Consider the following 24,731-nt stretch of genomic DNA (forward strand, 5'->3'; position numbering starts at 1 on the left):
CAGCTTTCAAGGATCTAACCCAGTCTTTTATGCGCCCCATCCAATTGGTCTGTATTTTTTCCTTTCTTTTTGCCTGTTCAGCACCTCAAGTTCAGAAAGCAGAATTTGATCAGGAGCATTCCTTTACCACTCCTTTAGGAAAAACCTACGAAATCCCCTCCCCTTCTTCAAAATTCCTGGAACAATATCATGCTGCCAAAGCAACTTATGAATCAAACCCAGAGGATGTAGAGGCTTTGATTTGGTATGGTCGCCGAACTGCCTATTTGGGTCAATACCAAGATGCGATCGCTATTTATTCCCTAGGAATCGAAAAATTCCCCAACGAGCCCAAACTCTATCGACATCGGGGCCATCGCTATATCAGTATCCGAGAATATGACAAAGCAATTGCAGATCTCGAAAAAGCTGCGGAATTAATTCAAGGAACAGCAAATGAAATCGAACCGGATGGAATGCCTAATGCATTGAATATCCCTGTCAGTACTCTTCAAGGGAATATCTATTACCATTTAGGATTGGTCTACTACCTCCAGCATGAGTACGAAAAGGCATATGAAGCCTATCTAAAATGCAGGGAAAGCGGAAGTAATTACGACAATATTGTATCGAGCACCCATTGGCTTTTTATGATCCAACAGCGTTTGGGCAATCCGGCAAAAGCCGATTCACTTCTAGCTCCGATCAATGCAGACTCTACGGTAATTGAAAATCAAAGCTATGCGGACCTTTGTAGACTTTACAAAGGATGGATTCCTGTAGATTCTCTGACTCAGACTGGTCCTGGAAACCCTTCCAATGATGCTGTTCGCTACGGGGTTGCCAATTGGTACTTATACCATGGAGATACAGCAGCAGCTAAAGAACTGATGGAAGAATTATTGAATAGCCAAGCCTTCTCCTCATTCGGTTATTTGGCAGCAGAAAGTGATTGGATCAAGCTTTTTGAAAAATGAAATCTGTAACTGTCATCGGCTCAGGGATTATCGGTCTGAGTTCTGCGATTACCTTGCAGGAAAAGGGATTTCAGGTTCGGATTATCTCAAAAGAAAAAATTAATAAAACGCTTTCAAGTAAAGTCGGAGCCGTTTGGTTCCCTTATTCCATCGAACCAAAGGAAAAAACAGACCATTGGGCAGGAGTGAGCTATGAATTCTATCAAAATGAAGCGGGTAGCTCACCGGGTATTTCCATGATTCCCTTTTTGAATGCCTATAAGGACCTTAAGGAAGAAGAATGGGTTCAGCATTTACCTCTCGGAACGGTCAGAGAAGCCTCAGATTCTGAATTGCCACAGGGCATGAAAAAAGGGTTAATCGCAGATGTTCCGCTCGCCGAACCTCCACTTTATCTCCCTTTTTTGTTTGAAATGTTTTTGAATGCTGGAGGAATTTTTGAGTTGAGAAATGTCGAAAATCTGGCTGAAATGGCCGCATTGGACACTTGGGTGGTCAACTGTACCGGCTTAGGTGCCAAAATACTTTGTCAGGATGAAGAACTTCATCCCATGCGAGGGCAAATTCTTCGGGCAGAAAAGCTAGCTATTCCTTCATTCGCCGATCCAACCAAAAAAGGAGCCCTTTCTTACATCATCAACCGCAGTGGAGATTCCGTTATTGGCGGAACAGATTATGAGGATGATTGGAATGAATCCATTGACCCAAAAGACACTGATTTAATCTTAAGTCGACTAAAGGCTTTTGGAATCAAAACTGAACCTGAGATCCTGGAAATCATTGTAGGCTTACGCCCCAAAAGAAGTTCGGTAAGGTTTGAATTTGATCCCGATTACCCCAACATCTTCCATAATTATGGCCATGGCGGAGCAGGCTTTACGGTAGCTTGGGGCTGCGCTTTGGAGTTAGCAGATATCCTTTCAAAAAAAGGAACGAATTGAACTTTAGAAAGCATGACTTCTAAAGCTCCATATCTTCATATGAAAAGACGAAGAACAGGTATTCTTTCATGAATTCAGAATCTATAAATCATCAAACTAAACGAGTGCTTCCGGCCATTTTGGCGACGGCCATTTTTATGTTGATGCTGGATTCGACCATCTTAAACACTTCCCTTCCAGCTATTGCAGAAGATCTGAATGAATCCCCACTGAACATGCAGAATGCTATCATCAGTTATGTGCTGACGGTAGCATTGCTAATGCCCATCAGTGGTTTTTTGGCCGATCGATTTGGTACCAAAAAAGTATTCATTGCTTCCTTAATCCTTTTTGCTTTAGGATCTCTTTTTTGCTCCATTTCCCAAAACCTAACTCAACTTGTTATTTCCCGTGTGGTCCAAGGTGTAGGTGGTAGTATGATGACCCCCGTGGGAAGATTAACCCTCATCAAAACCTTCCCGAAAAACGAGTTGGTTCGGGCCATGAATTATGCTATTGTCCCTGCATTAATTGGACCTATTCTGGGGCCGCTAGTTGGCGGATACATGGTCGATTATGTTTCTTGGCATTGGATTTTCCTGATCAATCTGCCTATTGCTTTGGGGGGAATTTTGTTAAGTATCTTCTTCCTTCCTGATTACCAATCCGAATCTTCAGGATTCGATATCAAAGGCTTTTTGATTTTTGGAGCTGCTACCTTTATTCTATCCATTTCTTTGGAACTGCTAGGGAACACAATCCAAACCACTCCTTTATTATTGGGTTTATTTCTAGGCTTCCTGCTGCTCTATTTTTATTATCGGCATGCTCGGAAACAAGATGAACCCATATTCCCATTGGATCTTTTCCAGGTTCGGACCTTCCGAGTTGGGATTGTCGGGAACCTAGTGACCCGACTTGGAATCAGTTCGGTTCCGCTCTTATTGCCGCTCATGATTCAGATTGCCTATGGAAAGTCTGCCGTGACTTCTGGCTGGATCGTAGCTCCAATGGCATTAACCGCGATGGTAGGAAAGACGGTCGTGATCAAAATTCTTAAACGCTTGGGTTATCGGACTACATTGATATTCAATACCCTAGTCATCGGATTTTTAATCAGCTCATTTGCCATTCCAGGAATTGAAAACTCGATTTACTGGCATGTCCCCATTATTGCTATTTTAGGGTTTTTCAATTCCATTCAGTTCACCTCCATGAACACCATCGCCATCGCCAATTTGAGACCCTACCACACCAGTAGCGGGAACTCTTTGCTTTCGGTCAATCAACAGCTAGCAATAGGATTTGGAGTGGCTTTTGGCTTGATTGTTCTTAAGCTCTTTGAGGGAGATATACGTCTAATTCAGAATGAAATTCACAATGCTTTCCGATATACTTTTTTGGTAATTGGAGGGTTGACGATGCTTTCTTCCTTGGTATTTAGAAAGCTGCATTTTCGGGACGGAGATAATCTCCAATCGCAAAGATGATTGCCTAAGAAAGTTTATTCAATCAAGGTAAATACCATCTGACGGAATTTCCAACCTGTTTCATCCCCATTTCCAGCACCGGAGGTCTGCTTAAAGATTAAGCCAATGATATTTTCCTCAGGATCTGCAAAGTATTGAGTGTTGAAATAGCCACCCCAATCAAAGGTGCCTTCACTTCCTATACCTCCTGTCGCAACACCTTGTTCCGTCACCAAACCAAAGGCCAAGCCATATTTTTTATCTCCCTGCATCAAATCCCCAACCTGGTTTTTCATCATGGTCTCAATAGTTTGAGAACTCAAAATCCGCTTTCCATTTAATTCGCCTCCATTCAGGTACATTTGTAGAAACTTAGCATAATCGGCTGTGGTGCTGGATAAGCCCGCTCCGCCTGAGAAAAATCGTTTTGCTCCTTTTCGAGGGTAGTCGGGATCATAAAAGGTTACGGGAAACGGCTGCCATTTTCCTTCCCTGTAAGTATGTACGGTCACCAAGCGAGGCGCTTGCGCTGAAGAAAGATAAAAGCGGGTATCATTCATTCCGAGTGGATCAAAAATCCGCTCTTTCAAAAATACATCGAAAGGTTTTCCACTGATTACTTCAATGAAATAACCTAACACATCCAGGCCTTCGGAATAAGTGAATTTAGCTCCCGGATCATGATGAAGAGGTAATTTGGCCAGTCTCATTACACTCTCCTTAATGGAGATATCTTCAGTAGTAAACAAGTCAACTACTCCAGCTTTATGATAAATCATCTTCATCCGCTCATCCCCATCAATCACGCCATAGCCTATTCCTGAGGTGTGGGTTAACAAATGGCGAATGGTGATTTCCCGACTTGCAGGTCGAGTCGTAAAGGTGGTATCCCCATATCGAAACCCCGTCAAAACCTGTAGATTTTTAAATTCAGGGATATATTTGGATATGGGGTCATCCAACCGAAAATGCCCCTCTTCCCAAAGAATCATAACCGCTGTTGAAGTGATAGCTTTTGTTTGAGAAGCAATCCGGAAGATATTGTCCTTTTTCATGGAAGCATTTGATACAACATCGGATAAGCCTTTTGCTTCGTGATAAACGACTTTGCCATCTTTCAAAACCATGGCCACCAAGCCCGGAACCTGCTGTTCTGAAATTGCTTCATCCAGCATAGCATCCAACTTCTGGACACGATCCTGAATTATTCCGTCGACAGTCTGGGAAAAGGCAGAAATTGAAAAAATTCCTGCCAAAAGGAGTAAATAGATTTTTTTCATAGGATTAGGATTTCCTTCAAATTATTGATTTTTTAAGGAAATAGCTAAAACAAAAAATAACCTGTTACTTCAAGCTTTCAACTATCCTCTCAGCAACGGTATCAGAGGCAGATTCCTTTCCTAGTTTTTCAAGGATCTCATCATATCCCTGAAGTATCTCACTCTTATGTATTGGATTTGTAAAAATGGCTTGAAGCTCTTTTTCTATCTGATGAGATGAAAAGTCTTTTTGGATCAACTCTTTCACCACCTGCTTTCCAGCAATCAAATTCACTAAGGAAATGTAAGGAACCCGAATGACTCGTTTTCCAATCTGGTAAGAAATGGGAGACGTTCGATATACCACCACCTGCGGAACACGGAATAGGGCAGTTTCCAAAGTTGCAGTACCCGATGTAACCACAGCAACGGTTGCATGGGATAATAGGTCATACGTCTGGTTAAAAATCACCTTAATTCCTGCTTTTTGTGCGGGGGCATAGAGTTCCTTATCCAGACTGTCCACTCCTGCTACTACCCACTGACCCAAAGGAAATTTAGGAAACAGTTCTACCATAGTTTGTAGCATAGCCTTCACTTCCTGTTTTCTGCTCCCAGGCAACAAGGCAATGATCGGTGCGTAACTCAATTCATTTTTCTGGAAGAAAAATTCGTGCGGTTTGAATTTTCGGATTTCATCCAAAAGTGGATTCCCTACGTATTCAACCTCCATATCAAACTTCTTAAAAAACTCTGGTTCAAAAGGAAGAATACTGTAAATCTTATTGGTAAAGGCCTTGAGTTTTAAAGCTCGTTTTTGATTCCAAGCCCAAACTTTTGGAGGAATGTAATAGTGAATAGGGATGCCTTTTTCGGTAGCAAAAGCTGCAATTTTCATATTGAAGCCCCCATAATCCACCAAAATCACCGCATCCGGTTTGTAATCCAAAATATCTTCCTTAACCAAACGGAGATATTTCAACACCTTGCGAAATCCCAAAACCACCTCCAAAAACCCCATCAAGGCAACCTCTGCATAATCCACCGCCAGCTCCACTCCTGCCTCTTGAGAATAACTCCCCCCCATTCCACGGAATTCAATATCCGGAGAAAGCTTCTTAATTGCTGTCACCAAATTTGATGCGTGCAAATCACCTGATCGCTCGCCGGAGATAATGTATATTTTTTTCTTTTTTACCACAGAGGACACAGAGCAAAGGTTTCAGTTTCTTAACCTGATTAGACCGTCGACTAACCTCAGCACATTGAAATTTATTAATAAACCTATTCTATACCCACTCAACTTTAAATAGGTTATCATTTGGGCTTTGTGAATATCCCTAATTTTTTTGATACTCTTTAATTCTAATATTATTTGATCTTCAACTACTATATCCATGCGATACCCGCAGTCTAATTTCAAACCATCAAAATAAACAGGCAAAGGTTTTTCCATTTCAACTTTTAATCCTAAAGACTTTAATCGTTGAAATAAGCAATGTTGATAGGTGCTTTCGAGAAGCCCCGGACCTAATTTTCGATGGACATAAATGGCTTCTCCAATAATTTTCTCGGTGATGTCAAAGTCCCCCATAATTCTATCAAAAAGTATCTTAAATACTACACTTTGAGAAAATACTGAAAAAATAGTTAAAAGAAAACAGAGCAAAAAACTCTGTGCCCTCAGTGGTGAGTAAAATCACTCGCCAAAGTACTCTACAAAATTCCTTGGTGTTTCGTATAGTGTCAGTTTATACAAGCCGCCATTTGGGGTGATTTCTTTGATTGCCGGCTCCAATATTTTCCAAAATTCCATAATGAGGATTTCACATGAAGCCATTTTCCCTTGCATAAAATCTACGTCCAAGTTCAGGTTTTTATGATCAACTTTGTCAATGACTAGTTCTTTGATCAGGGAACTGAGTTGCTTCAGATCTACTACAAATCCTGTTTCGGGATCCGGAATACCTTTTACAGTTACGATCAACTCAAAATTGTGCCCATGCCAGTTTACATTGGCACAAGGTCCAAAAACCTCAAAGTTTTTTTCATCGGACCAGTTTGGATTCCAAAGCTTATGGGCGGCATTGAAATGCTCTTTTCGGCAAACGTAGATCATCGGCACTAGAAATTCGGTGCAAAGGTAGGTAAAAGATCAGACATAGAAAATTTGCCAAAAACACAAAAGCCCCGATAGAATTCAGGGCTTTTTGTATTGGTAAAATGCTATTTATGCTTCATTCAATTTTTGAAAAAACAAGACCAAATGATCTTCTCGTGAAAGGTCCAATTTATTTTCTTTCACGATTTGCTTTGCAAGATCGACATCCTTCTCATTTAAGGATTTGATGATATTATTTGTTTTAGCTCGAACCGATTCCACCTTATTATTGGAGTCAATCAAAAAGAAGCGCTCTTCGAAAACGAATAATTTACCCGGGGTTGGTGCATAACTGTTTTTTGGAGGGGTTACCAAGTCGGAATAAAATTTTCTAACCAAGGTGTACTTCTCTCCTTCTGCAATCACATTCACTAGGTCATCAGCTTTTATCCCCTCTATCATATCAAAACCCTTTTTAAATAAAAGCCTTGTCAAAAGACCTTGCTCTGTGTTATTGGCAATGACAATGGAAGGCCTTTCCAATAAAGCATATTCTACATAGGCTTTATTTAGATAAATCTTATTTCCTGCCTCATTGATTACCTCCAATTCATTTTCATAGATATTGAATTTATAAGCTACATTTTCCTTAAGTCCTGCATTGGAAAGTGAAAAATCACCTCTGGACCAGTCCTCAAATAAATAAGGAGATCCTTCCACCCCAGAATATCCAGAAAGTCTAGCTGGAGCTCCATTCATATCGATGTTGGAAAGCTGTCCAAAACTTAAGTGCGCCAAAAAAAGAAAGGCGACAAATACTAATTTTCTCATTGTTTGATTACTTTTTTGTGTAAGGTTAAATTGTTGGTATTAATCTTCAGTATGTAAATTCCTCTAGTAGCAGGTAAGTTCAATTCCACTTCAACTTCATCCGTATTTTTTCCAATATCGATTGTTCGATAAACACGTCCAGCCATATCTACAATGGACAATGCGATAGGCCCACGATATTCATTGGAAATCATAACCTTGATTTGATCATCAGATGGGATAGGCCCCACGAAAATCCCAAATCTTGATAATTCCTGCTCTTGATTAGGAATAGCAGAAATCACCACTGGATCAGAGACTCTATTACACTCTTCATTGAAAATGGCAACCTGATACGAACCATCATCATCTGCTTGAATAGATCGACCTACTTCTCCAGGGATAGCCTCTCCGTTCAAATACCATTGATAGGCATTTCCCGGTTGCTGGGAGGTAAGTGTATTCCCATTTACTACAATTTCAGGCTTGGTAAGTTCATTACTTCCAATTTCCACAGTCTGCTCAAAAAGTGTAGATCCTGATTCATTGGCAATAGTCAACTTCACTGTATAAGTACCCGGAGAATCAAAAACGAAGAATGGATTCTCAAGGGTAGAATTTCCTCTTCCATCAAAATCCCAAGTATAAGAGGATATTGCACCCTCACTTAGGTTTTCAAAAGTAACAGCTGCTCCTTCACAAGGATAAAGTACTCGGAAATTGGCAAAAAGCACATCATCACAATTTTGCGCTAACCAGCCTTCCGAATTGGAGATAGAAGCTTCCGTACCCAAATTAACGATGGCCTGACCTTCTAAATCCACGTTAGCTACATTCAAATATTCGAAGCAGTACTTTCGATAAACATTGTGAAAAACCTCTCCTTTATTGGCAGCAAGAATAGTCGCGACCTGGGTTTCAGTAGCGGTAGAGGAAAGAGAATCTTGTACAACCAATAGCCCATTTGGGCCCAAATCTAATTCAGAAGACGGCCCCATCGCTAAGCGTTTGATTGTTGCAGTTTCTCGGTCCAACAAGACCTTTCCATTTTCAATACTCAAACCTTCAAAACCTTCACTGACTAAAGTCAAATTACCGGAATTCACCTGTAATTCTTGAATTGCTTGTTCTACAAGTAAATTCAGTAATCCTTCTTGACCTGAGAAAATCACCGTGATGGTCGGCTTTAAAGAAGCATTAGGCTCTACCACCAAATCTTCCTTGAAATTCAGGTAGGAAAAACCACCATCCAAAGTTCCAGATCCTACCATCTCCAAGGAATTTACTCGAAATGAGAGTACATCAACGATCAAATTCGCCTCATCAATAATCACATTCCCTAAAGTTTCCGAATCGATCAATCGCCAATTTCCTGTCCTAAAGTCTAAATCAACATTATCGAACGTGGTTTGCCCAAATTCAATTAAATGCGGATTCGGATCAGTATTCTCAAAAACCAATGTTCCGTTTTTGATTTCGGTAATTTGGTTACTTACTCGAAAACCATTGCTAACTTTCACTTCATTCCCATTCAGGTCAAAAGACACTGTCTGGTCGCCAAATAAATTGATGCTAAATGCATTGGCAGCTGAAGGGAATGTAATGTTTGCACTTCCTCCTTCTTTCCCTTCAAAAACCACTCGACTACCTGCACCTGGGATTTTTCCTGCAGGACTTCCTCCTGAAGTAAGAGACCAATTATCTCCATCGCTCCAGTTTCCTTCTGCCCCTCCTATCCAATACAGCGTTTCATCAGAACCATTGACAGCACCTCCAGTAAAAACAAAGGCATACTGTTGAACTCCAAATTCAAGGTTTTCTTTATGACGGATTTGAACCCGATACAATTTAGGCTCAGGATTGTCGATTAATACTTGTTCAACATTATCTCGGAAATTATCCTGCGTCCGAACAGCTCGAGCACCTGCTCTTTGGGTGGGATCTAAAGTCCACGGAAAATATTCTTTACCATCTTCATCAATGATTCTCAAATCCAAATCATTAACCAACATTAAATTGGTAGGATTATTTGCTTGACCAGGAGGCGTTCCTGCAGGATCTGTCCAAGCGATTGTAGCCCGAATCGGGGTTACTCCATCCGAAACAAATTCAAATTCATGAATCTCTCCTTCTCCTAGAATATTCTCACGGATGAACTTTGAACTCCCATCTTCATTAAGGATAATTTTAGCAGCTGCATTCACATCCAGAAGCCCCCACCCATACATGTAATCAGGTCCCGGTGCAGGCCCAGCTTCTTTGGCTGTGTGGATGGTCAAAGCTTTCAATGATGAGGAAAGCAAAAATCGTCCAGAGTTCCGCTCAGAATATAACTGTTGAAGCAAAAACATGGAGCCGGTCGCATTTGGAGCAGCCATGGATGTTCCACTTTGGCTTGCGTATCCATCCTCTCCCTGAGCATTAATGGAAGCGCTAAATACATTTACCCCCATAGCTACCAAATCTGGCTTAATTCTTCCATCATCAACAGGTCCCCAAGATGAGAAGCCACTTATTTTAACATCTAAAGGACCGGTATAATCCAAAACCTGTTCTACTGCACCTATCGCAAAATTATTTTTAGCTACACCTTCCGGACCTATCGTATCATCAGGACCATCTGGATCCCTCGTGCCATCTCCTACATCATCACGGTCATTTCCAGCTGACCAAACTACACTGTAATACGGTTTTGAAAAAAGCAATTCGTCAATTGCCTGACTCTTGGTACTGTAAAATCCAAAACGCCAATCTTTATCAGGATCTACAGCAGGATTTCCAAACCATGTCCAACTTCCCCCATTATTCCGCCAACCTAAAACAATACTATATGAGTGATTAGAAATTAGAATGCCATTGGTCTTGGTTTCAGGATCATAGGCATTGGCATTCATTTTGGAAACATCTGCATCCCAGTTGAAAGACCAACCTGTAGCTTCATAGGCCATCCCTTTTGCCTGAGGATTCACTCCTCCACCTAATACGGTACCAGTCACATGAGTAGCATGCGTACTTAAATCTTCAGAAGATCCATCGATTTGGGTTAATCTCCCTTGAAATTCAACATGGTCCGGTTTAGGCCTTGTTTGATCGAAAATCCCAACTGTCAAGCCTTTCCCTGTCAAATTCAAGCCCAAGTCTCCTCCTGGCTGAAGCGTAGCAGCGCCAGTGGTGATAGCTGCGTTTTTATTTTGAGGGGCATAAAAAACAGGACTGCCAGATTCATCTAAAAATTGAACTTTGGACACAAAACCATCACCTAGGTCTAATCCCCCTTTGGCATTCAAATAGGAGAATTTACTTAAATAACCCTGGTCTGGATTGTATCTTAATTTCTCTAATGTTTTTTGAAGATTGGACTGAACTTCCTCTCTTGCTTTTTTTAATAAATTCCGTTTTTCTTGAGTCTCCTGAGCATGCAAATGCATTCCAAGAAAAGTCAAAAAAAGGATAAATATTGGGGTAAATTTTCGCCTCATACTTACTCAAACTACCACTCTAGTCTTTGGGTTTAATTTTATTTTATTTTTTGTCTAAAAATAAAATAGAAGATCAGAAAATGGATGTTAATTTTTTTCATTGGTAGCCACAAAACAAAAAAGGAGGGATAATCCCTCCTTTTTTGAGTTAATTTTTGTGAATTAGTTTTTCACCAAGGTAGTTGTACCATTAATACTGTTATTTGGATCACTCCAGTAAAGCACCAAGGTATTTGTAGCTGGATCAAAAGAACCTTCTGTTGGTTCAACTGACGGAGCTGAAATATTGAACTGTCTTTGACCACCTCTTAGGAATGTCATGACATTACAGTTATCACCGTAAATTGCTTCCTGGGTAGTACTGAATCCAAACGCAGCATACAAACCAGCCGAAATATCAGAAACAACATATTCTCCTACCGCACCATCAACTGGAGTTACGGTTACTTGAGCAGTGAAAGTTCCGAAACGTGACTGGCTTGTAGCAGTCCAAGTATCAGTAGCAGTAGAAATATTGGATTCACAGATTACATTAATGTTTACATCCAAATCTCCATAGTTGTCGGAAACTTCAGCACCAGTTGCTGCCTCCATTACCAATTTCAATACAGGTGATTCAGATGGATCAATATTTCCAGTAAGTACATTAACAGGAAAGGTTGCCACAAACTGTCCAGCAGGAATGGTAACAGAAGCTCCAGTAAAGTCAACATGAACCCCTTGAATTGCCGTAGAAGCAGGGTCTACTCCAATGGAGACTGTGATGTCTCTAGATGCATCAGTAGATACTCGATTTACTTGGATATCAACCACATCAACTTGATCAGGTGTTCTTCTAACTTGGGTAACTGAGAATCCATTAGGCAAGTTACCATCCTGGAACTCAACTTCATTTCCTTCAAAGAAGGCATCTCTCCCCGGATCATCGAAGCAGGAAGTTATTGCCAACATGGCAAATACAACTGCTAAATAGCTATATATCTTTTTCATGATTTGTTCTATTTATTAATTATAACCAGGGTTTTGCTCCAACTGATCGTTCAACAACAACTGGTCAGTAGGAAGCGGAGGTAGGATACGATAATCAGCATAAGGAATATCCTCAAATCGTCCAGCCTTAGGAATATCCATTCCATTTCGCTTCAAGTCAAACCATCTGTGTCCTTCCAAAGCGAATTCAAGTCTGCGCTCCAACATGATAGCATCGAATAGAGCAGTTCCAGAAGCAGAAATTGGGAATTCCTCAAGTCCACGATTAGCACGCAATGCATTAACGTCAGCTCTTGCACCAGCTTCATCGCCAGTTCTATAACGAGCCTCAGCTCTGATCAAGAACAATTCAGCAGCTCGGATAATAGGAAGATTTTCCAAGAAATCACCTTTGTGTCCTAGCCACTTAGCGGAACGATAAACAGTTCCATCTGCTCCAGAACGGGTAGTCTCAACCCATGCATCTCTTCTTACATCATTGTCATCGTAAGATTCGATCAAATCATCAGTAGCAGTTGCGATAAACTGCGCACTGGCAAACACGTTAGCAGTCAAAGAACAAACGGAGTTGTTTACACCATCTACCGTGGACCAGTCATTGGATCGAATTTCAATCTCAAATAGGGACTCTGGGTTAGGAGCAGTAGAGAATCCAGCAATGTAATTATCTGGAGTTGCCAAACCTGTTCCATCATCTGCAAGGCCAAAAGAAGCCATTGCAGCAGAAGCGGTAGCCGCTGCTTCAGCAAACTTAGAGTCATAAAGATATACTCGAGCTAGTAATGCTTGAGCAGATCCTCTGCTTGCTCTATATACACCTGATGTTCCCATAGAGGCGTCAGGCAACAAGTTGATAGCTGCTTGCAAATCAGAGATAACCTGATCGTAAACCTGACGGTTAGTAGCTCTAGCTCGGAAATCGGCATCAGAGAAACCAAGCGTTGGAGTAGTACGAAGAATAACAGACTTATCCCATCCGTTTACTTCTTTACCAGGCTCATATCCGTAGATTTTAGCCATATCAAAGTACATCAAAGCTCTCAAGAAAAGTGCTTCGCCTTTGACACGTTGTCTTTGGGCCGCATCACCAGGAATAGCTTCCTCATCATCAATCTGGGACAAAACGATATTCGTCGTGTTGATACCAGACCAATAACCAGTGTTCCAAATTCCCATATGGGCACGGTCAGTATTCTGCTCCTGACCGATGTATCGACCAGTGTTGGCAATAATTCTTAGGTTATCGGCCATGATCTCTGGAGCAATAATCAATTGCTGACCATAGCGGTTGAAGTTTCTAAGCGTACCATATGCAGTCAGACCAAGAGCTTCCATTCCATCAACATCTGCAAAAGCTGTCTCAGGAGTCAAACTCTGCCTTGGTTGAGTTTCCAAATCTGTACAAGATGCTGCCAAAATAGCACCACCCAATACCATTGTTTTTACTATATGTTTCATTTCTATTTTCAAATTAGAAGGTTAACGTTAAACCTGCAGAGATTTGTCTTCCGTTAGGGAATCGTCCGATGGATACGTTTTCAGCAATACCTACTACTTCTGGATCCTGTCCAGTGTACTTAGTGAATGTTGCCAAGTTCATACCCTGAACGAAAGCACTCAAACCTTGCAAACCAATCTTCTGAGCTGCAGAAGCTGGAAGCACATAGTTCAATGTAACCTGCTTCAATCTTACATAGCCACCATCACTCAAGAATCGAGTAGAGAAAGTGTCAATGTTAGAAGTTCCAGGAGCCTGACCACCTTCGTAAGGACGACCTACTGTAGTGATGTCTCCAGGCTGTCTCCAGTATTCCAACTGGTTAGTTCTCAAGTTACCAGTAGATGCTCCCCAGTCTTCTAGGTTGAACATATCTTGGTTACCTGCCAAGTTACCGAATTGACCTTGGAAGAATACTTCCAAAGAAATCGGTCCATAAGAGAAGGTATTAGCCAAACCTCCGTAGCTTCCAGGGAAGCCGCTACCTCTGTAGTCTAGCGTAGACTCACCAACGATGTAGGTATAACCACCATTACCATCGTCATACATTGCACGACCGTTAGCAGGGTTAACACCTAGGTATCTATGAGTATACCAGAATGAAATTGGCTTTCCTACGATCAAAGAGTTACCGATACGATCCAAGTCATCATATAATTCCATCAACTCATTCTCCAAGAAGGTGATGTTGAAAGCAGTACTCCACTGGAACTTACCAGCAACCACATTTACAGTTTGCAAGTCAAAGTCAATACCTTGGTTTCTTACCTTACCAGTGTTTCTCGTGATAGAACCGAATCCAGAGTCGGTAGGTAGAGGAGTATTGAACAATAGGGCTTCAGAATCTCTTCTCCAGAAGTCAACTGTACCAATGATTCGTCCATTGAACAAAGTCCAGTCCAAACCAATGTTAGTAGTTACAGACTCTTCCCAAGTCAATAAGTCGTTACCTAACTGAGAAAGTCCCAAGGTACCGAAACCTAGGTACTGACCAGTGTTTCCTACAAGAGTTCTGGATGCGAAGTTCGCAATGTTAGAGTTACCTGTAATACCGAATGAAGCTCTCAATCTTAAGTTATCCAACCAAGTCAAGTCTTGCATGAAAGACTCAGAAGAGATTCTCCATCCAACGGAAGCAGCACCAAAGGTACCCCATCTGTTTTTCTCACCAAATCGAGAGTGACCATCACGACGAACAGTGAAGTCAGCAGTATAACGATCATCGTAATCATATTTTACTTGACCGAAGAAACCTGCTCTCTTGAATTCTGTGAAGAAACCTCCTACTGCAAAAGGAGTAGCAGCATTTTGTAGATATCTCAAGGTTGGGTTTGCAAATCCACGACCAGTAGCCGTTGTTTCCTCATTCTGGAAACCTTTGTATTCATAACCTACCAAACCAGAAATGGTATGAACATCATTGAATTTCTTATTGAAGTTCAAGTTGTGGTTGGTGTTGAAGTTATTTCTTCTCTCATCAGCATAGAAAGACTGACCTCCATAAGAGGAGAATACAGGAATAGTAGAAGGACGGTTGTTTTCGTCTCTGTTATCCGCGAAGTCAATACCGAAGTAAGAAGTCCAAGACAACCATGGAGTGATTTGATAGTTCAACTGCAAGTTAGATACAGTTTGAACGGTAGTACCTTGTCTCAATTCTTCGTATACACCTTGAACGATATTATAACCGAAGTTGTGGTTAGAAGGATAATCTGCTTTGAATGAACCATCTTCATTATAGATAGGCACATTAGGTCTCATAGTGAAACCAGCAGAGAAAGGACCGTTTACGAAGTTACCGTTAGCAATGGTACCGAAAGTACGCTGGTAAGCCAAGGAGAAGTTAGCTCCAATGGTCAACTTCTTGTTTGGTCTGTGAGTCACATTCAAACGTCCAGTTGCTCTTTCGTACTTAGACTGAATGATTTGACCTTCCTGAGCTGTGTAAGATCCAGAAAGGTAGAAGTTAGTCTTGTCATCACCACCAGAAACTGATAGGTCATAAATGGACATACGACCATTTCTGTACAACTCATCAACCCAATCGTAAGACGGCAAATTTGGATCCTCAGGATCACCATAAGTAACTGCCGCATTCGCAGGGTTCAAACCAGCATTCAAGTAAGCTTGTCTCTTGATACCTGCCAATTGGCTTGCATTCATTACTTCATACAAGTTCAATGGCTGAACGATACCTTCTTGTACGGAAACCTTGGTTTTAGTAGCGCCTTTACCACCTTTTTTGGTTGTGATCAAAACTACCCCGTTGGCAGCCTGAGCACCATAAATAGAAGCTGCAGCGGCATCCTTCAATACCTCAATTGACTCAATGTCATTAGGGTTGATGGAAGCCAATGCGTTTTGAGGTCCCTGACCAGAAAGAGATCCAGTACCAAGCTGAACACCGTCAACAATGTAAAGTGGCTCGTTTCCGGCGTTAATCGAACCGACACCACGGATTCGAACGTTCAATGTACCTCCTGGTGCACCAGAAGTAGAAGTAACTTGCACACCTGCAATACGACCTTGCATCGCACGGTCAAATGACTGAACTGGAAGGTTTTCGAAAACCTCACCTTTCACAGATGCAATTGCACCAGTAATTTCTCTCTTAGACTGATCACCATAAGAGGTAATCACAAACTCAGAGAGAGCCTGCACATCTGGCTCCATCACTACATTAATGGTAGTTTGGTTACCAATGGTCACCTCCTGCTGTCTCAAGCCCACGAAGCTGAAGACCAATACATTACTTCCGGCAGGAACAGAGATGGAAAAATTACCATCCAAATCGGTAGCTGTACCGATTGTTGTTCCCTTCACCAGAACTGTTGCTCCTGGTACCCCTAAGTTATCTTCCGAAGAAGTAACCGTACCAGTAATCACACGATTCTGAGCGAACACTACCGCGCTGCCCAAGAATAGCATGAGTCCTAGAAGTAAAACTTTCCTCATATTTGGTTTGATTATGGTTTAAATTAGTCTCAATGATATCCTATATCTTTGAATACTCCAAAAGCAATACATAGAAAAATTACAATTGTTTAAAGAGACTTAGCTCCATAAAATGGCGCCTTTTTGCTAGTTTCAGAATTTTATTCTGTTTGAAAATTAGAATAGCCTGTTTTCAAAAAAAATAATAATGTTATCTCACTGTTAACAAAAGTTAATTTTCAAACTCCACCCATCAAATAGTTAAAAAAAAGTCAATTTTAACCTCGTTTCAGTCTTTTATTCCACAAAAAATAATTTTTACAAAATATTGTATACACTAAAAATAAAACAATGTAATATTTATAAAGCTTACTTTTAAATAGAAAAATAAATGGCTTTCGGCCATCATTTATTACTATGCAAGATTTGACTTTTTTGACCTAGCTCAATTAGAAAATAGGGCTTTTGTGATTTCTAAAGAATCGTGATCGTAATCCTTCTGTTAAGGGCCTGATTTCGGGCGTTGGTATTAGGAACCATCGGTTCCCGATCTCCTTTGCCTTCTACTACTGCCCGGTCTTGATGAATTCCTTCTTTTATTAAAAAGTTTCTAACACTTTCAGCCCGCTGTAAACTCAAGCGCTGGTTATAAGCTGGACTTCCCACATTATCCGTATGTCCTGAAATTCGAATATTCACATTCGGATTCTCACCCAAAAACTTGATTAGCCTACGAAGGGAACTCAATGATTCAGGTTTTAAATCATACTTATCAAAATCGAAAAAGATATTTTCAAACACGAACTCCTCACCTGACGCTACAGGAGTCAACGCAATCTCCATGTCTTTCACATTTTGAATGCTGTCCCGCTGCACATTATAGATCTTAGGTAAGTATCCCTTTTTCTCCACGTAAAGTCCGGAAATTGAATTTTCCGGATAAAGCATCATGAATTCTCCTGTTTTTCCGTCCGCCTTGAATTCATAAAGCGTACTGTCATTGGTCAAAGAAACCAAAGACAGAGTCGCATTAATTGGCTCACCTGTTTTGGAATTAAAAACCTTCCCCCCAGTGACAGTCAAATTATCCCCTAAATAAATATCCTGAGGAAAAGCAAAGCGATATAGCAGCGCCCGGTCATTATCCGACTGCTGAGTTGTCAATTCGGTGAAATAGGCATAATCTTTCTGAGCAGTAATAAAAAGCGCCACTTGATCCAATTGATCATTAATCGGCAATCCTAGGTTCTCAGGTTCTGAAAATTCCCCGTTTTTAACCCTGGAAAGAAAAATATCCATCCCTCCAAAACCCTGATGACCATTGGAGGCAAAAAAGAGAATCTCGTTATTAAAAAACATGAATGGGGAAATTTCATCTTTGGCTGTATTCACCATACTTCCTAGATTTTTGGCCTCTGACCAGCTCCCGTCTTCTTTTCTTACCGAATACCAAATATCATTTCCTCCAAATCCACCTTTTCGATTGGATGAAAAGAAAAGGACTCTACCATCCGCAGAAAGAGAGGGCTGCGATTCCCATTCTCTGGAATTGACATTTTTTCCCATATTTTGAGGGCGTTGCCATCGGTCATTGACTTTATAGGCCACATACAAATCACAACTCCCCTGAGAATCCGGCGCATCACAAGAAGTATAAATCAAGATATTCCCATCTGCAGTGACAGAACATGTCCCTTCGTTGTAAGGAGAATTGATTGTCTCAGCAATACTGGAAGGCATAGTCCAGCCTCCTTCCTCTGTCATAAAAGCTGTGTAGATATCTTCCTTGTCAAAATTACCCGTCCCATCACGTTTGGTAAATAAAATCTGATTGCCATCGGCGGTCAGAACGGGGAAATATTGCAATTTGAATTCATTCAAAGGTGAATGAAGCCGCTCCTTGTCAATCGAGAGTGTATTCCCTAGCTGATCTTCCAAAAACTCCATCATGCCCTTCATCTCCTTATAGTATACACTCGTTCGGAAGGAGTCTTCCAACAATGGATCAATCTCTTGGAATTGGTTGTAGGCTTCCTGAAACTCCCCTTTCTTCAAAAAAATATTGGTATACACCCATCCTATATCCGCGGCATGCTTTGGCTTGGCATTTTTCCCACTCAACCTTGCTTTCCCTTGATCAGCTACTTCTTGGGCCTTTTCTAAATCTCCGGTGGTAATACACAGTTGAGCCATTTTAACATAGGCCTCCAAAAAAGACCGCTCTCGGGTGATGGCGGCTTGAAATTTTTCCATGGCCTCATCATAGCGTCTTTCGCGGATAAGTTGTTCCCCTTCTTCATAGTACCGAATCGCTCGCCCATCAATAATGGAATACTGCTGAGCATGAAGCAAATAGGTGGGAACTAGAAATAGAAAGCAGAAGAAAAGGCTGCGCATAAATCTATGGGATGTCCATAAATTTATGAGTTTGTAGGGATATTTTCCAATTGGGGTGCTTTTTGACATAGTCAATGATCTCCGAAGTGAAGCGATCTGCTTTACTCCATTCGGGTTGAAGACGCAATTCACAGGCCGAATTTACCAAAGCTGCATGCGTTTCTGCAAAATCAAAATCACTGGGATGAAAAACAACTACTTTCAGCTCATTTGCCTTCTCGTAAATGGATGGGTGGGGCTTTTTGAATTTTTTGGGCGAAAAGCATACCCAGTCAAACTCTCCTGAAAAGGGATGGGCACCTGAGGTTTCGATGTTGATGGTGAATCCCTTTTCCTTCAAAAGCTGAGTCAAAGGTCCTAAATTATACATCAAAGGCTCTCCACCAGTAATTACTACCAGTCTTCCGGGATATGCCAAAGCACCTTCTACAATTTCTTCAATGGAGATAATCGGCCACTTTTCTGCCTCCCAGGATTCTTTGACATCGCACCAGACACAACCTACATCACAGCCTCCCAGCCGGATAAAATAAGCAGGATGTCCAGTATATTTCCCTTCTCCTTGAATAGTGTAGAAAGCCTCCATGACTGGAAGCTGTAGGCCAGCGGCCACAAGTTCTTGTGTAGTCATCATAATTTTTGGTAAAGCGGGTGATCGAACCGCTGAATGTGGGGTCAAAGGTAGGTAATTTGAATTGGAAAATTGAAAAATTTAAAGATTGGAAGATTAGGGCTTTAATTTTTCAATTTTGAAATCTTCCAATATTACAATTGCTTCAGCATGACTATTCGATAATCCTCCACCCCTCCTTTGGGAATGACCTCCATGATTTTAAAGCCTCGATTTAATTCAAAAGCTATCATCGCTGGAAATCGGTTCCTGGTTTTGAAATAGATGGATCGAAAGCCCTTTTCCTTTGCCCAGTTTTCCTGGTATTCTGCTAAGGCATTTGCAATCCCTAACTTTCGAAATTCTGGTTTAACTCCGCCCATCCACGAATAAAAGGTATCCGGAATATCACTCTGATAGCCCACTTTGAATCCAATTAACTCTCCTTCGGTTTCAGCTAACAAAGCCAAAAAAAGTCGATGTTTCAATCGATTCCTATAAAAATCCAAAGAAGCCTTTCCGGGGAACTCGGGAATTTCTTGATGCACCCTATAAAGTTCTTCCAGAGAGGCTTCTCTTATTTGATATTGCATTCAAATGGAAAATTTAAATATTGAAAAATTGGAAGATTTAATCACAAGAACTTTACAAAACCTTATTCAGGTGAATTTTTCAATCTTCCAATTTTCAAATCTTTCAATCCTTTTTAACCGTCGGATACGTCACACCCAGCTGCTCCAAATAGCTGTCATACTTGGTTTCGTCATAGTAGAACTTCTCCAAAGCTGGACGGAATTGCTTCATGATACTTTCATTGAGATAGATCGGCGGATCATCATTTGCTGTGATCATGGGCTTATACTGCTCTTCTTTCGTTTGTACATTATTGAAGTAATCCCAAGCTTGATCTACCAATTCAGATTGAAGCAAAAAATCCAAAATGGTCATAGCTTCTACCTTGGCTCCGGCAGTCACCCCCTTATGAGCAATTGGCGTTGCCATGGCTATGGCATTGCTCCAATGGTGGCCCGGTAAACCCGGAATATTGGAGGGAAAACGTAAAGTCACCGTTGGTACTACCCACGATACATCTCCAATATCATCCGATCCTCCACTCCGAGGCTCGGTAACAGGCAGGCCAAGTTCATTTAGCTCGGTAGCTAGTCCTTCTTCTTTCGACCCCATTTCTTTTTGCACCGCCTTCGCCAACGTTTGATCTTTTTCGTCCCATTCAGGTAAACCTACCTTTTGAATGTTTTCAAACATGGTTTCTGCAATCACCTTATTAAAATGACGAGGCCATGCCGTTCCCAAAATTTTATAAGTCATTTCGGTATCGGTCATCAAAGCAGCTCCTTTTGCAATATTGGTCGCCTGCTCATACATTTCCATGATTCCATCATATTTCACATCTCGGAAATAATACCAAATAGAAGCTTTAGATGGTACCACATTTGGCTGGTCGCCTCCGTCAGTAATGACCGAATGAGATCTTTTTAAAGGGTGCAAGTGCTCCCGCTTATAGTTCCAACCGATATTCATCAACTCGACGGCATCCGCCGCACTCTTCCCTCTCCAAGGAGCCCCTGCAGCATGAGCAGCATCTCCTGAAAACGTATATTCTACCGAAATCAAACCGGTTCCCGAAGCCTGTCCCCAGCTTACACCTAGATTATTGGCAACGTGGGTGAAAATACACAGATCAACGCCATCAAATAATCCGTCACGGGTATACCATGCCTTAGCAGCCACTAATTCTTCCGCGATTCCAGGCCAAAGAATCAGGGTCCCTCCTATATTTTCCCGCTCCATAATTTCCTTCACGGCTAAAGCTGCTGTGATATTCAAAGGGATTCCAGCATTATGACCTTCTCCATGACCCGGAGCTCCCTCAACGATAGGCTTGTGGTAGGCCACTCCCGGATATTGCGAAGCTTTCGGAATATCATCCACATCGGAGCCCAAGGCTATTACCGGACCTTCCCCATTACTCCAAGTAGCCCACCAAGCAGTAGGGATACCAGAGATTCCGGTTTCAATGGTAAAACCATTTTCTTCCAAAATCCCTGTTAGGTATTTGGAAGATTCTATTTCCTGAAAACCAAGCTCCGCAAAGCTGAACACTTTGTCGACCATCACTTGACTTTGCTTGTGATTTGCTTGTACAATTTCAGCTGCCTCAGCCTTTAGAGCTTCAATTTGTTTGGGGGAATACTTTTTCTGTGCGTAGCTTCCTATGCTGATTCCCATTAGCAAGGCAAGACTTATTCCTGTAAATTTTTTCATACGATTGGTGGGTTGATTGCATGGAATTTACCAAAAAGCTGAAAACTAGTTCAAAAAAATTGATCAAAGGAAAAATCTGCTTGTTGGAGGTTTTGAAAGTTTGGCTACCAAAGCCGTCTTATTTTTCTATTTTTGCAGGCTGTTAGCTAAAAAATCAAGAATTCATCAATCATGGCGGAATATAATTTCAGGGATATCGAGCAAAAGTGGCAAAGCTATTGGAAAGAAAAAGGCACATTTAAAGCCGAAGTAGACCCTAATCGGCCAAAGTTTTATTCCCTGGACATGTTTCCCTATCCTTCTGGCGCCGGACTTCATGTAGGCCATCCGCTGGGTTACATTGCATCAGACATTGTCAGTCGATTCAAAATGCTCAAAGGATTCAATGTCCTTCATCCCATGGGCTATGATTCCTTCGGGTTGCCTGCAGAGCAATATGCTATCCAAACCGGTCAGCACCCAGCTGTAACTACGGAGCAAAATATCGCCCGCTATACAGAACAGTTGAAAAATATCGGCTTTGCCTTTGACTGGGACCGGGAAGTTCGTACTTCGGATCCATCTTATTACAAGTGGACCCAGTGGATCTTCATGCAGCTTTTCAACAGCTATTATGATTTGGAAGCTGATAAAGCTATGCCCATCGACTCCTTGGTTTCCCGATTTGAAAAAGAAGGAAATTCCAAATTAAAGGCAATTCATGATGATGAAACACCAATTTTTAGCGCAACAGAATGGAATGACTTCTCTGAAAAAGAAAAGCAGGAAATGTTGCTACGATACCGTCTCACCTACTTGGCTGAGACGACTGTCAACTGGTGTCCAGCTTTGGGTACTGTACTTTCCAATGATGAAGTAAAAGACGGATTTTCTGAAAGAGGAGGACATCCAGTAGAGCGTAAGAAAATGATGCAATGGTCCATGCGGATTACTGCTTATGCCGATCGCTTGCTTCAGGGCTTGGAAAAAGTAGATTGGTCCGAGCCTATCAAAGAAATGCAGCGCAACTGGATCGGAAAGTCCATCGGTGCCGAGGTTCTTTTCGAAGTCAAAGGATCTGATAAGAAAATCAAAGTCTTCACTACTCGAGTTGATACGATTTTCGGGGTGACTTATTTGGCTTTGGCACCTGAATCAGATTTGGCTGCTGAGCTGGTTACTGATGATCAGCGAGAAACCGCCGAAGCTTATATCGAAGTAGCTAAAAACCGCTCTGAGCGTGAGCGAATGAGTGATGTAAAAACCATTTCCGGTGCGTTTACAGGTTCTTACGCGATCAACCCATTCAATGGAGAAGAAATTCAGATTTGGGTAGCTGATTATGTTTTGGCAGGATATGGAACAGGTGCTGTGATGGCCGTACCGGCTCATGATGAACGCGATTATAATTTCGCAAAACACTTTGGCTTGGAAATCAGACAGGTGATCGAAGGTTCCATGGAAAATGGATCTTTCCCAGGTAAAGGTGGGCTGATTATCAATTCTGGCTTCATTTCAGGATTATACATGAAAGAAGCTATGCAGAAATGCATTGAATTTTTGGAAGAAAAAGGAATTGGTAAAGGAAAAATCCAATACCGTATGCGAGATGCAATTTTCACTCGTCAGCGCTATTGGGGAGAACCGCTTCCCGTTTACTTCAAGGATGGCTTGCCCTATTTGATCGATGAAAAAGATCTTCCGTTGGTTTTACCGGAAGTTGATAAATATTTACCAACCGAAGATGGAGAGCCTCCACTAGGCCGTGCTAAAAACTGGACATACAAAACTGAAGATGGCGAATATCCTTTGGAACTATCCACCATGCCGGGTTGGGCAGGATCTAGCTGGTACTTCTTCCGTTACATGGATCCTAAAAATGATCAGGTTTTCGCAGACAAAGCTAAAACCGACTATTGGGGTGCGGTAGATTTATACATTGGAGGATCGGAGCATGCTACCGGTCACTTGTTGTATTCACGCTTCTGGACGAAGTTTTTGTATGACATTGGTGCGGTGAGCATCGATGAGCCCTTCCAAAAAATGATCAACCAAGGAATGATCCAAGGTCGATCCAATTTTGTGTATCGAGTTAAGGGAACCAACACCTTTGTATCTCATGGATTGAAGGATCAATATGACACATCAGCCATGCACGTCGACGTGAATATTGTCTACAATGATCAGTTGAATTTGGATAAATTCAAAGCTTGGAGACCGGATCTGGCGGATGCTGAATTCATTCTGGAAGATGGCAAATACATCTGCGGTGCCGAGGTAGAAAAAATGTCCAAATCCAAGTACAACGTGGTTAATCCGGATGACATCATTGAACGCTATGGTGCCGACACCCTTAGACTTTACGAGATGTTCTTGGGGCCTTTGGAGCAATTCAAACCATGGAATACAAATGGAATTGATGGGGTATTCAAATTCTTAAGAAAGCTTTGGAACCTTTACCACAATGCTTCAGGCGAATTCGCTGTTTCTGATAATAAGGCCAGCAAAGAAGAACTCAAAGCTCTTCATAAAGCCATCAAAAAAATGGAGGAAGACATGGCAAATTATTCCTTCAACACCTCAGTGTCGAGTTTCATGATCTGTGTTAATGAGCTCACTGCCTTGAAATGCAACAAACGCGAAGTACTGGAGCCATTGGCTGTTTTGATTTCTCCCTATGCTCCTCATATTGCAGAAGAGCTTTGGTCCTTGCTAGGCCATTTGACATCTGTTACCACAGCTCAATTCCCCGAATTTAAAGAGGAATATTTGGTAGAAAGCAATTTTGAATATCCAATCATGATCAATGGTAAAATGCGCTCAAAAGTATCCTTGCCTTTGGATATGAATAAAGTGGATATTGAAAAAGCAGCTTTGGCAGATGCCACCGTCCAAAAATGGTTGGAGGGAAAAGCTCCGAAAAAGGTGATTGTCGTTCCTGGTAAAATCGTGAACCTGGTAATCTAATCAAGAAGAATTGATAAAGAAGGGGAAGCTTGGTTTCCCCTTTTTCATTTTAGGGCGTACTTTAGCTTATCCAATT

General features: G+C 41.5%; 17 protein-coding genes. 4 read left to right on the forward strand and 13 right to left on the reverse strand.

The window, feature by feature from the left end; genetic code table 11:
* Positions 1 to 29: 29 nt before the first annotated feature.
* The 3 genes from HWE15_RS00300 (at position 30) to HWE15_RS00310 (ending at position 3,366) form a co-directional block, all read left to right on the forward strand.
* Positions 30 to 956, forward strand: coding sequence for a hypothetical protein (locus HWE15_RS00300; RefSeq protein ID WP_290505498.1), 927 nt, complete (start codon positions 30 to 32; stop codon positions 954 to 956).
* Entirely contained in the window at positions 953 to 1,897 is a 945-nt protein-coding gene (locus HWE15_RS00305; protein WP_290505499.1) for an FAD-dependent oxidoreductase, read from the forward strand. The genes HWE15_RS00300 and HWE15_RS00305 overlap by 4 nt, the downstream gene beginning before the upstream one ends.
* 68 nt (positions 1,898 to 1,965) lie before the next feature.
* The gene (locus tag HWE15_RS00310) at positions 1,966 to 3,366 is read left to right on the forward strand and encodes an MFS transporter (protein ID WP_290505500.1); all 1,401 of its coding nucleotides are present in this window, start codon (positions 1,966 to 1,968) and stop codon (positions 3,364 to 3,366) included.
* 14 nt (positions 3,367 to 3,380) lie between these two features.
* Here the strand turns inward: HWE15_RS00310 and HWE15_RS00315 are convergent, their stop codons facing one another.
* The 13 genes from HWE15_RS00315 to HWE15_RS00375 all read right to left on the reverse strand — a co-directional run bounded on the left by HWE15_RS00315 (position 3,381) and on the right by HWE15_RS00375 (position 21,709).
* Positions 3,381 to 4,625 (reverse strand): serine hydrolase, encoded by a 1,245-nt coding sequence (locus HWE15_RS00315; protein ID WP_290505501.1) that lies wholly within the window; start codon positions 4,623 to 4,625, stop codon positions 3,381 to 3,383.
* Positions 4,626 to 4,689: 64 nt separating this feature from the next.
* Positions 4,690 to 5,805 carry a lipid-A-disaccharide synthase gene (lpxB, locus tag HWE15_RS00320; RefSeq protein WP_290505688.1) on the reverse strand — a complete coding sequence of 372 codons (1,116 nt, stop codon included), beginning with the start codon at positions 5,803 to 5,805 and terminating at the stop codon, positions 4,690 to 4,692.
* A gap of 21 nt (positions 5,806 to 5,826) precedes the next feature.
* Positions 5,827 to 6,198 (reverse strand): GxxExxY protein, encoded by a 372-nt coding sequence (locus HWE15_RS00325; protein WP_290505502.1) that lies wholly within the window; start codon positions 6,196 to 6,198, stop codon positions 5,827 to 5,829.
* Positions 6,199 to 6,303: 105 nt separating this feature from the next.
* Positions 6,304 to 6,723, reverse strand: a complete 420-nt coding sequence (locus HWE15_RS00330) for a 6-carboxytetrahydropterin synthase (protein ID WP_290505503.1) — start codon at positions 6,721 to 6,723, stop codon at positions 6,304 to 6,306.
* A gap of 111 nt (positions 6,724 to 6,834) precedes the next feature.
* Positions 6,835 to 7,536, reverse strand: a complete 702-nt coding sequence (locus HWE15_RS00335) for a hypothetical protein (protein ID WP_290505504.1) — start codon at positions 7,534 to 7,536, stop codon at positions 6,835 to 6,837.
* A complete protein-coding gene (locus tag HWE15_RS00340) occupies positions 7,533 to 10,994 on the reverse strand; it encodes a S8 family serine peptidase (RefSeq protein WP_290505505.1) in 3,462 nt (1,153 codons plus the stop codon). The genes HWE15_RS00335 and HWE15_RS00340 overlap by 4 nt, the downstream gene beginning before the upstream one ends.
* 162 nt (positions 10,995 to 11,156) lie before the next feature.
* Entirely contained in the window at positions 11,157 to 11,984 is an 828-nt protein-coding gene (locus tag HWE15_RS00345) for a hypothetical protein (protein WP_290505506.1), read from the reverse strand.
* Positions 11,985 to 11,999: 15 nt separating this feature from the next.
* On the reverse strand, positions 12,000 to 13,442 hold the full coding sequence (locus tag HWE15_RS00350; RefSeq protein ID WP_290505507.1) for a RagB/SusD family nutrient uptake outer membrane protein: 1,443 nt from the start codon (positions 13,440 to 13,442) through the stop codon (positions 12,000 to 12,002).
* Positions 13,443 to 13,455: 13 nt separating this feature from the next.
* A complete protein-coding gene (locus HWE15_RS00355) occupies positions 13,456 to 16,437 on the reverse strand; it encodes a TonB-dependent receptor (RefSeq protein WP_290505508.1) in 2,982 nt (993 codons plus the stop codon).
* 453 nt (positions 16,438 to 16,890) lie between these two features.
* Positions 16,891 to 18,813 carry an OmpA family protein gene (locus tag HWE15_RS00360; protein WP_290505509.1) on the reverse strand — a complete coding sequence of 641 codons (1,923 nt, stop codon included), beginning with the start codon at positions 18,811 to 18,813 and terminating at the stop codon, positions 16,891 to 16,893.
* 4 nt (positions 18,814 to 18,817) lie between these two features.
* Positions 18,818 to 19,444: a 7-carboxy-7-deazaguanine synthase QueE gene (locus tag HWE15_RS00365; protein WP_290505689.1), complete on the reverse strand. Its 627-nt coding sequence runs from the start codon at positions 19,442 to 19,444 to the stop codon at positions 18,818 to 18,820.
* A 134-nt stretch (positions 19,445 to 19,578) separates the two neighbouring features.
* Positions 19,579 to 20,016: a GNAT family N-acetyltransferase gene (locus tag HWE15_RS00370; RefSeq protein WP_290505510.1), complete on the reverse strand. Its 438-nt coding sequence runs from the start codon at positions 20,014 to 20,016 to the stop codon at positions 19,579 to 19,581.
* Between the two features lie 103 nt (positions 20,017 to 20,119).
* A complete protein-coding gene (locus tag HWE15_RS00375) occupies positions 20,120 to 21,709 on the reverse strand; it encodes a peptidase dimerization domain-containing protein (protein ID WP_290505511.1) in 1,590 nt (529 codons plus the stop codon).
* Positions 21,710 to 21,880: 171 nt separating this feature from the next.
* Between HWE15_RS00375 and leuS the strand changes: the two genes are divergently transcribed.
* Positions 21,881 to 24,655: a leucine--tRNA ligase gene (gene leuS, locus HWE15_RS00380; RefSeq protein ID WP_290505512.1), complete on the forward strand. Its 2,775-nt coding sequence runs from the start codon at positions 21,881 to 21,883 to the stop codon at positions 24,653 to 24,655.
* The last annotated feature ends 76 nt before the right edge of the window (positions 24,656 to 24,731 follow it).

It is taken from the genome of Algoriphagus sp. (assembly GCF_013373065.1).
In the GTDB taxonomy this organism is placed as follows: domain Bacteria; phylum Bacteroidota; class Bacteroidia; order Cytophagales; family Cyclobacteriaceae; genus Algoriphagus.

Coding starts and splice junctions, on each gene's coding strand:
- HWE15_RS00300 (WP_290505498.1), top strand. CDS start 30: ATGCGCCCCATCCAATTGGTCTGTATTTTTTCCTTTCTTTTTGCCTGT.
- HWE15_RS00305 (WP_290505499.1), top strand. CDS start 953: ATGAAATCTGTAACTGTCATCGGCTCAGGGATTATCGGTCTGAGTTCT.
- HWE15_RS00310 (WP_290505500.1), top strand. CDS start 1,966: ATGAATTCAGAATCTATAAATCATCAAACTAAACGAGTGCTTCCGGCC.
- HWE15_RS00315 (WP_290505501.1), bottom strand. CDS start 4,625: ATGAAAAAAATCTATTTACTCCTTTTGGCAGGAATTTTTTCAATTTCT.
- HWE15_RS00325 (WP_290505502.1), bottom strand. CDS start 6,198: ATGGGGGACTTTGACATCACCGAGAAAATTATTGGAGAAGCCATTTAT.
- HWE15_RS00330 (WP_290505503.1), bottom strand. CDS start 6,723: ATGATCTACGTTTGCCGAAAAGAGCATTTCAATGCCGCCCATAAGCTT.
- HWE15_RS00335 (WP_290505504.1), bottom strand. CDS start 7,536: ATGAGAAAATTAGTATTTGTCGCCTTTCTTTTTTTGGCGCACTTAAGT.
- HWE15_RS00340 (WP_290505505.1), bottom strand. CDS start 10,994: ATGAGGCGAAAATTTACCCCAATATTTATCCTTTTTTTGACTTTTCTT.
- HWE15_RS00345 (WP_290505506.1), bottom strand. CDS start 11,984: ATGAAAAAGATATATAGCTATTTAGCAGTTGTATTTGCCATGTTGGCA.
- HWE15_RS00350 (WP_290505507.1), bottom strand. CDS start 13,442: ATGAAACATATAGTAAAAACAATGGTATTGGGTGGTGCTATTTTGGCA.
- HWE15_RS00355 (WP_290505508.1), bottom strand. CDS start 16,437: ATGAGGAAAGTTTTACTTCTAGGACTCATGCTATTCTTGGGCAGCGCG.
- HWE15_RS00360 (WP_290505509.1), bottom strand. CDS start 18,813: ATGCGCAGCCTTTTCTTCTGCTTTCTATTTCTAGTTCCCACCTATTTG.
- HWE15_RS00365 (WP_290505689.1), bottom strand. CDS start 19,444: ATGACTACACAAGAACTTGTGGCCGCTGGCCTACAGCTTCCAGTCATG.
- HWE15_RS00370 (WP_290505510.1), bottom strand. CDS start 20,016: ATGCAATATCAAATAAGAGAAGCCTCTCTGGAAGAACTTTATAGGGTG.
- HWE15_RS00375 (WP_290505511.1), bottom strand. CDS start 21,709: ATGAAAAAATTTACAGGAATAAGTCTTGCCTTGCTAATGGGAATCAGC.
- leuS (WP_290505512.1), top strand. CDS start 21,881: ATGGCGGAATATAATTTCAGGGATATCGAGCAAAAGTGGCAAAGCTAT.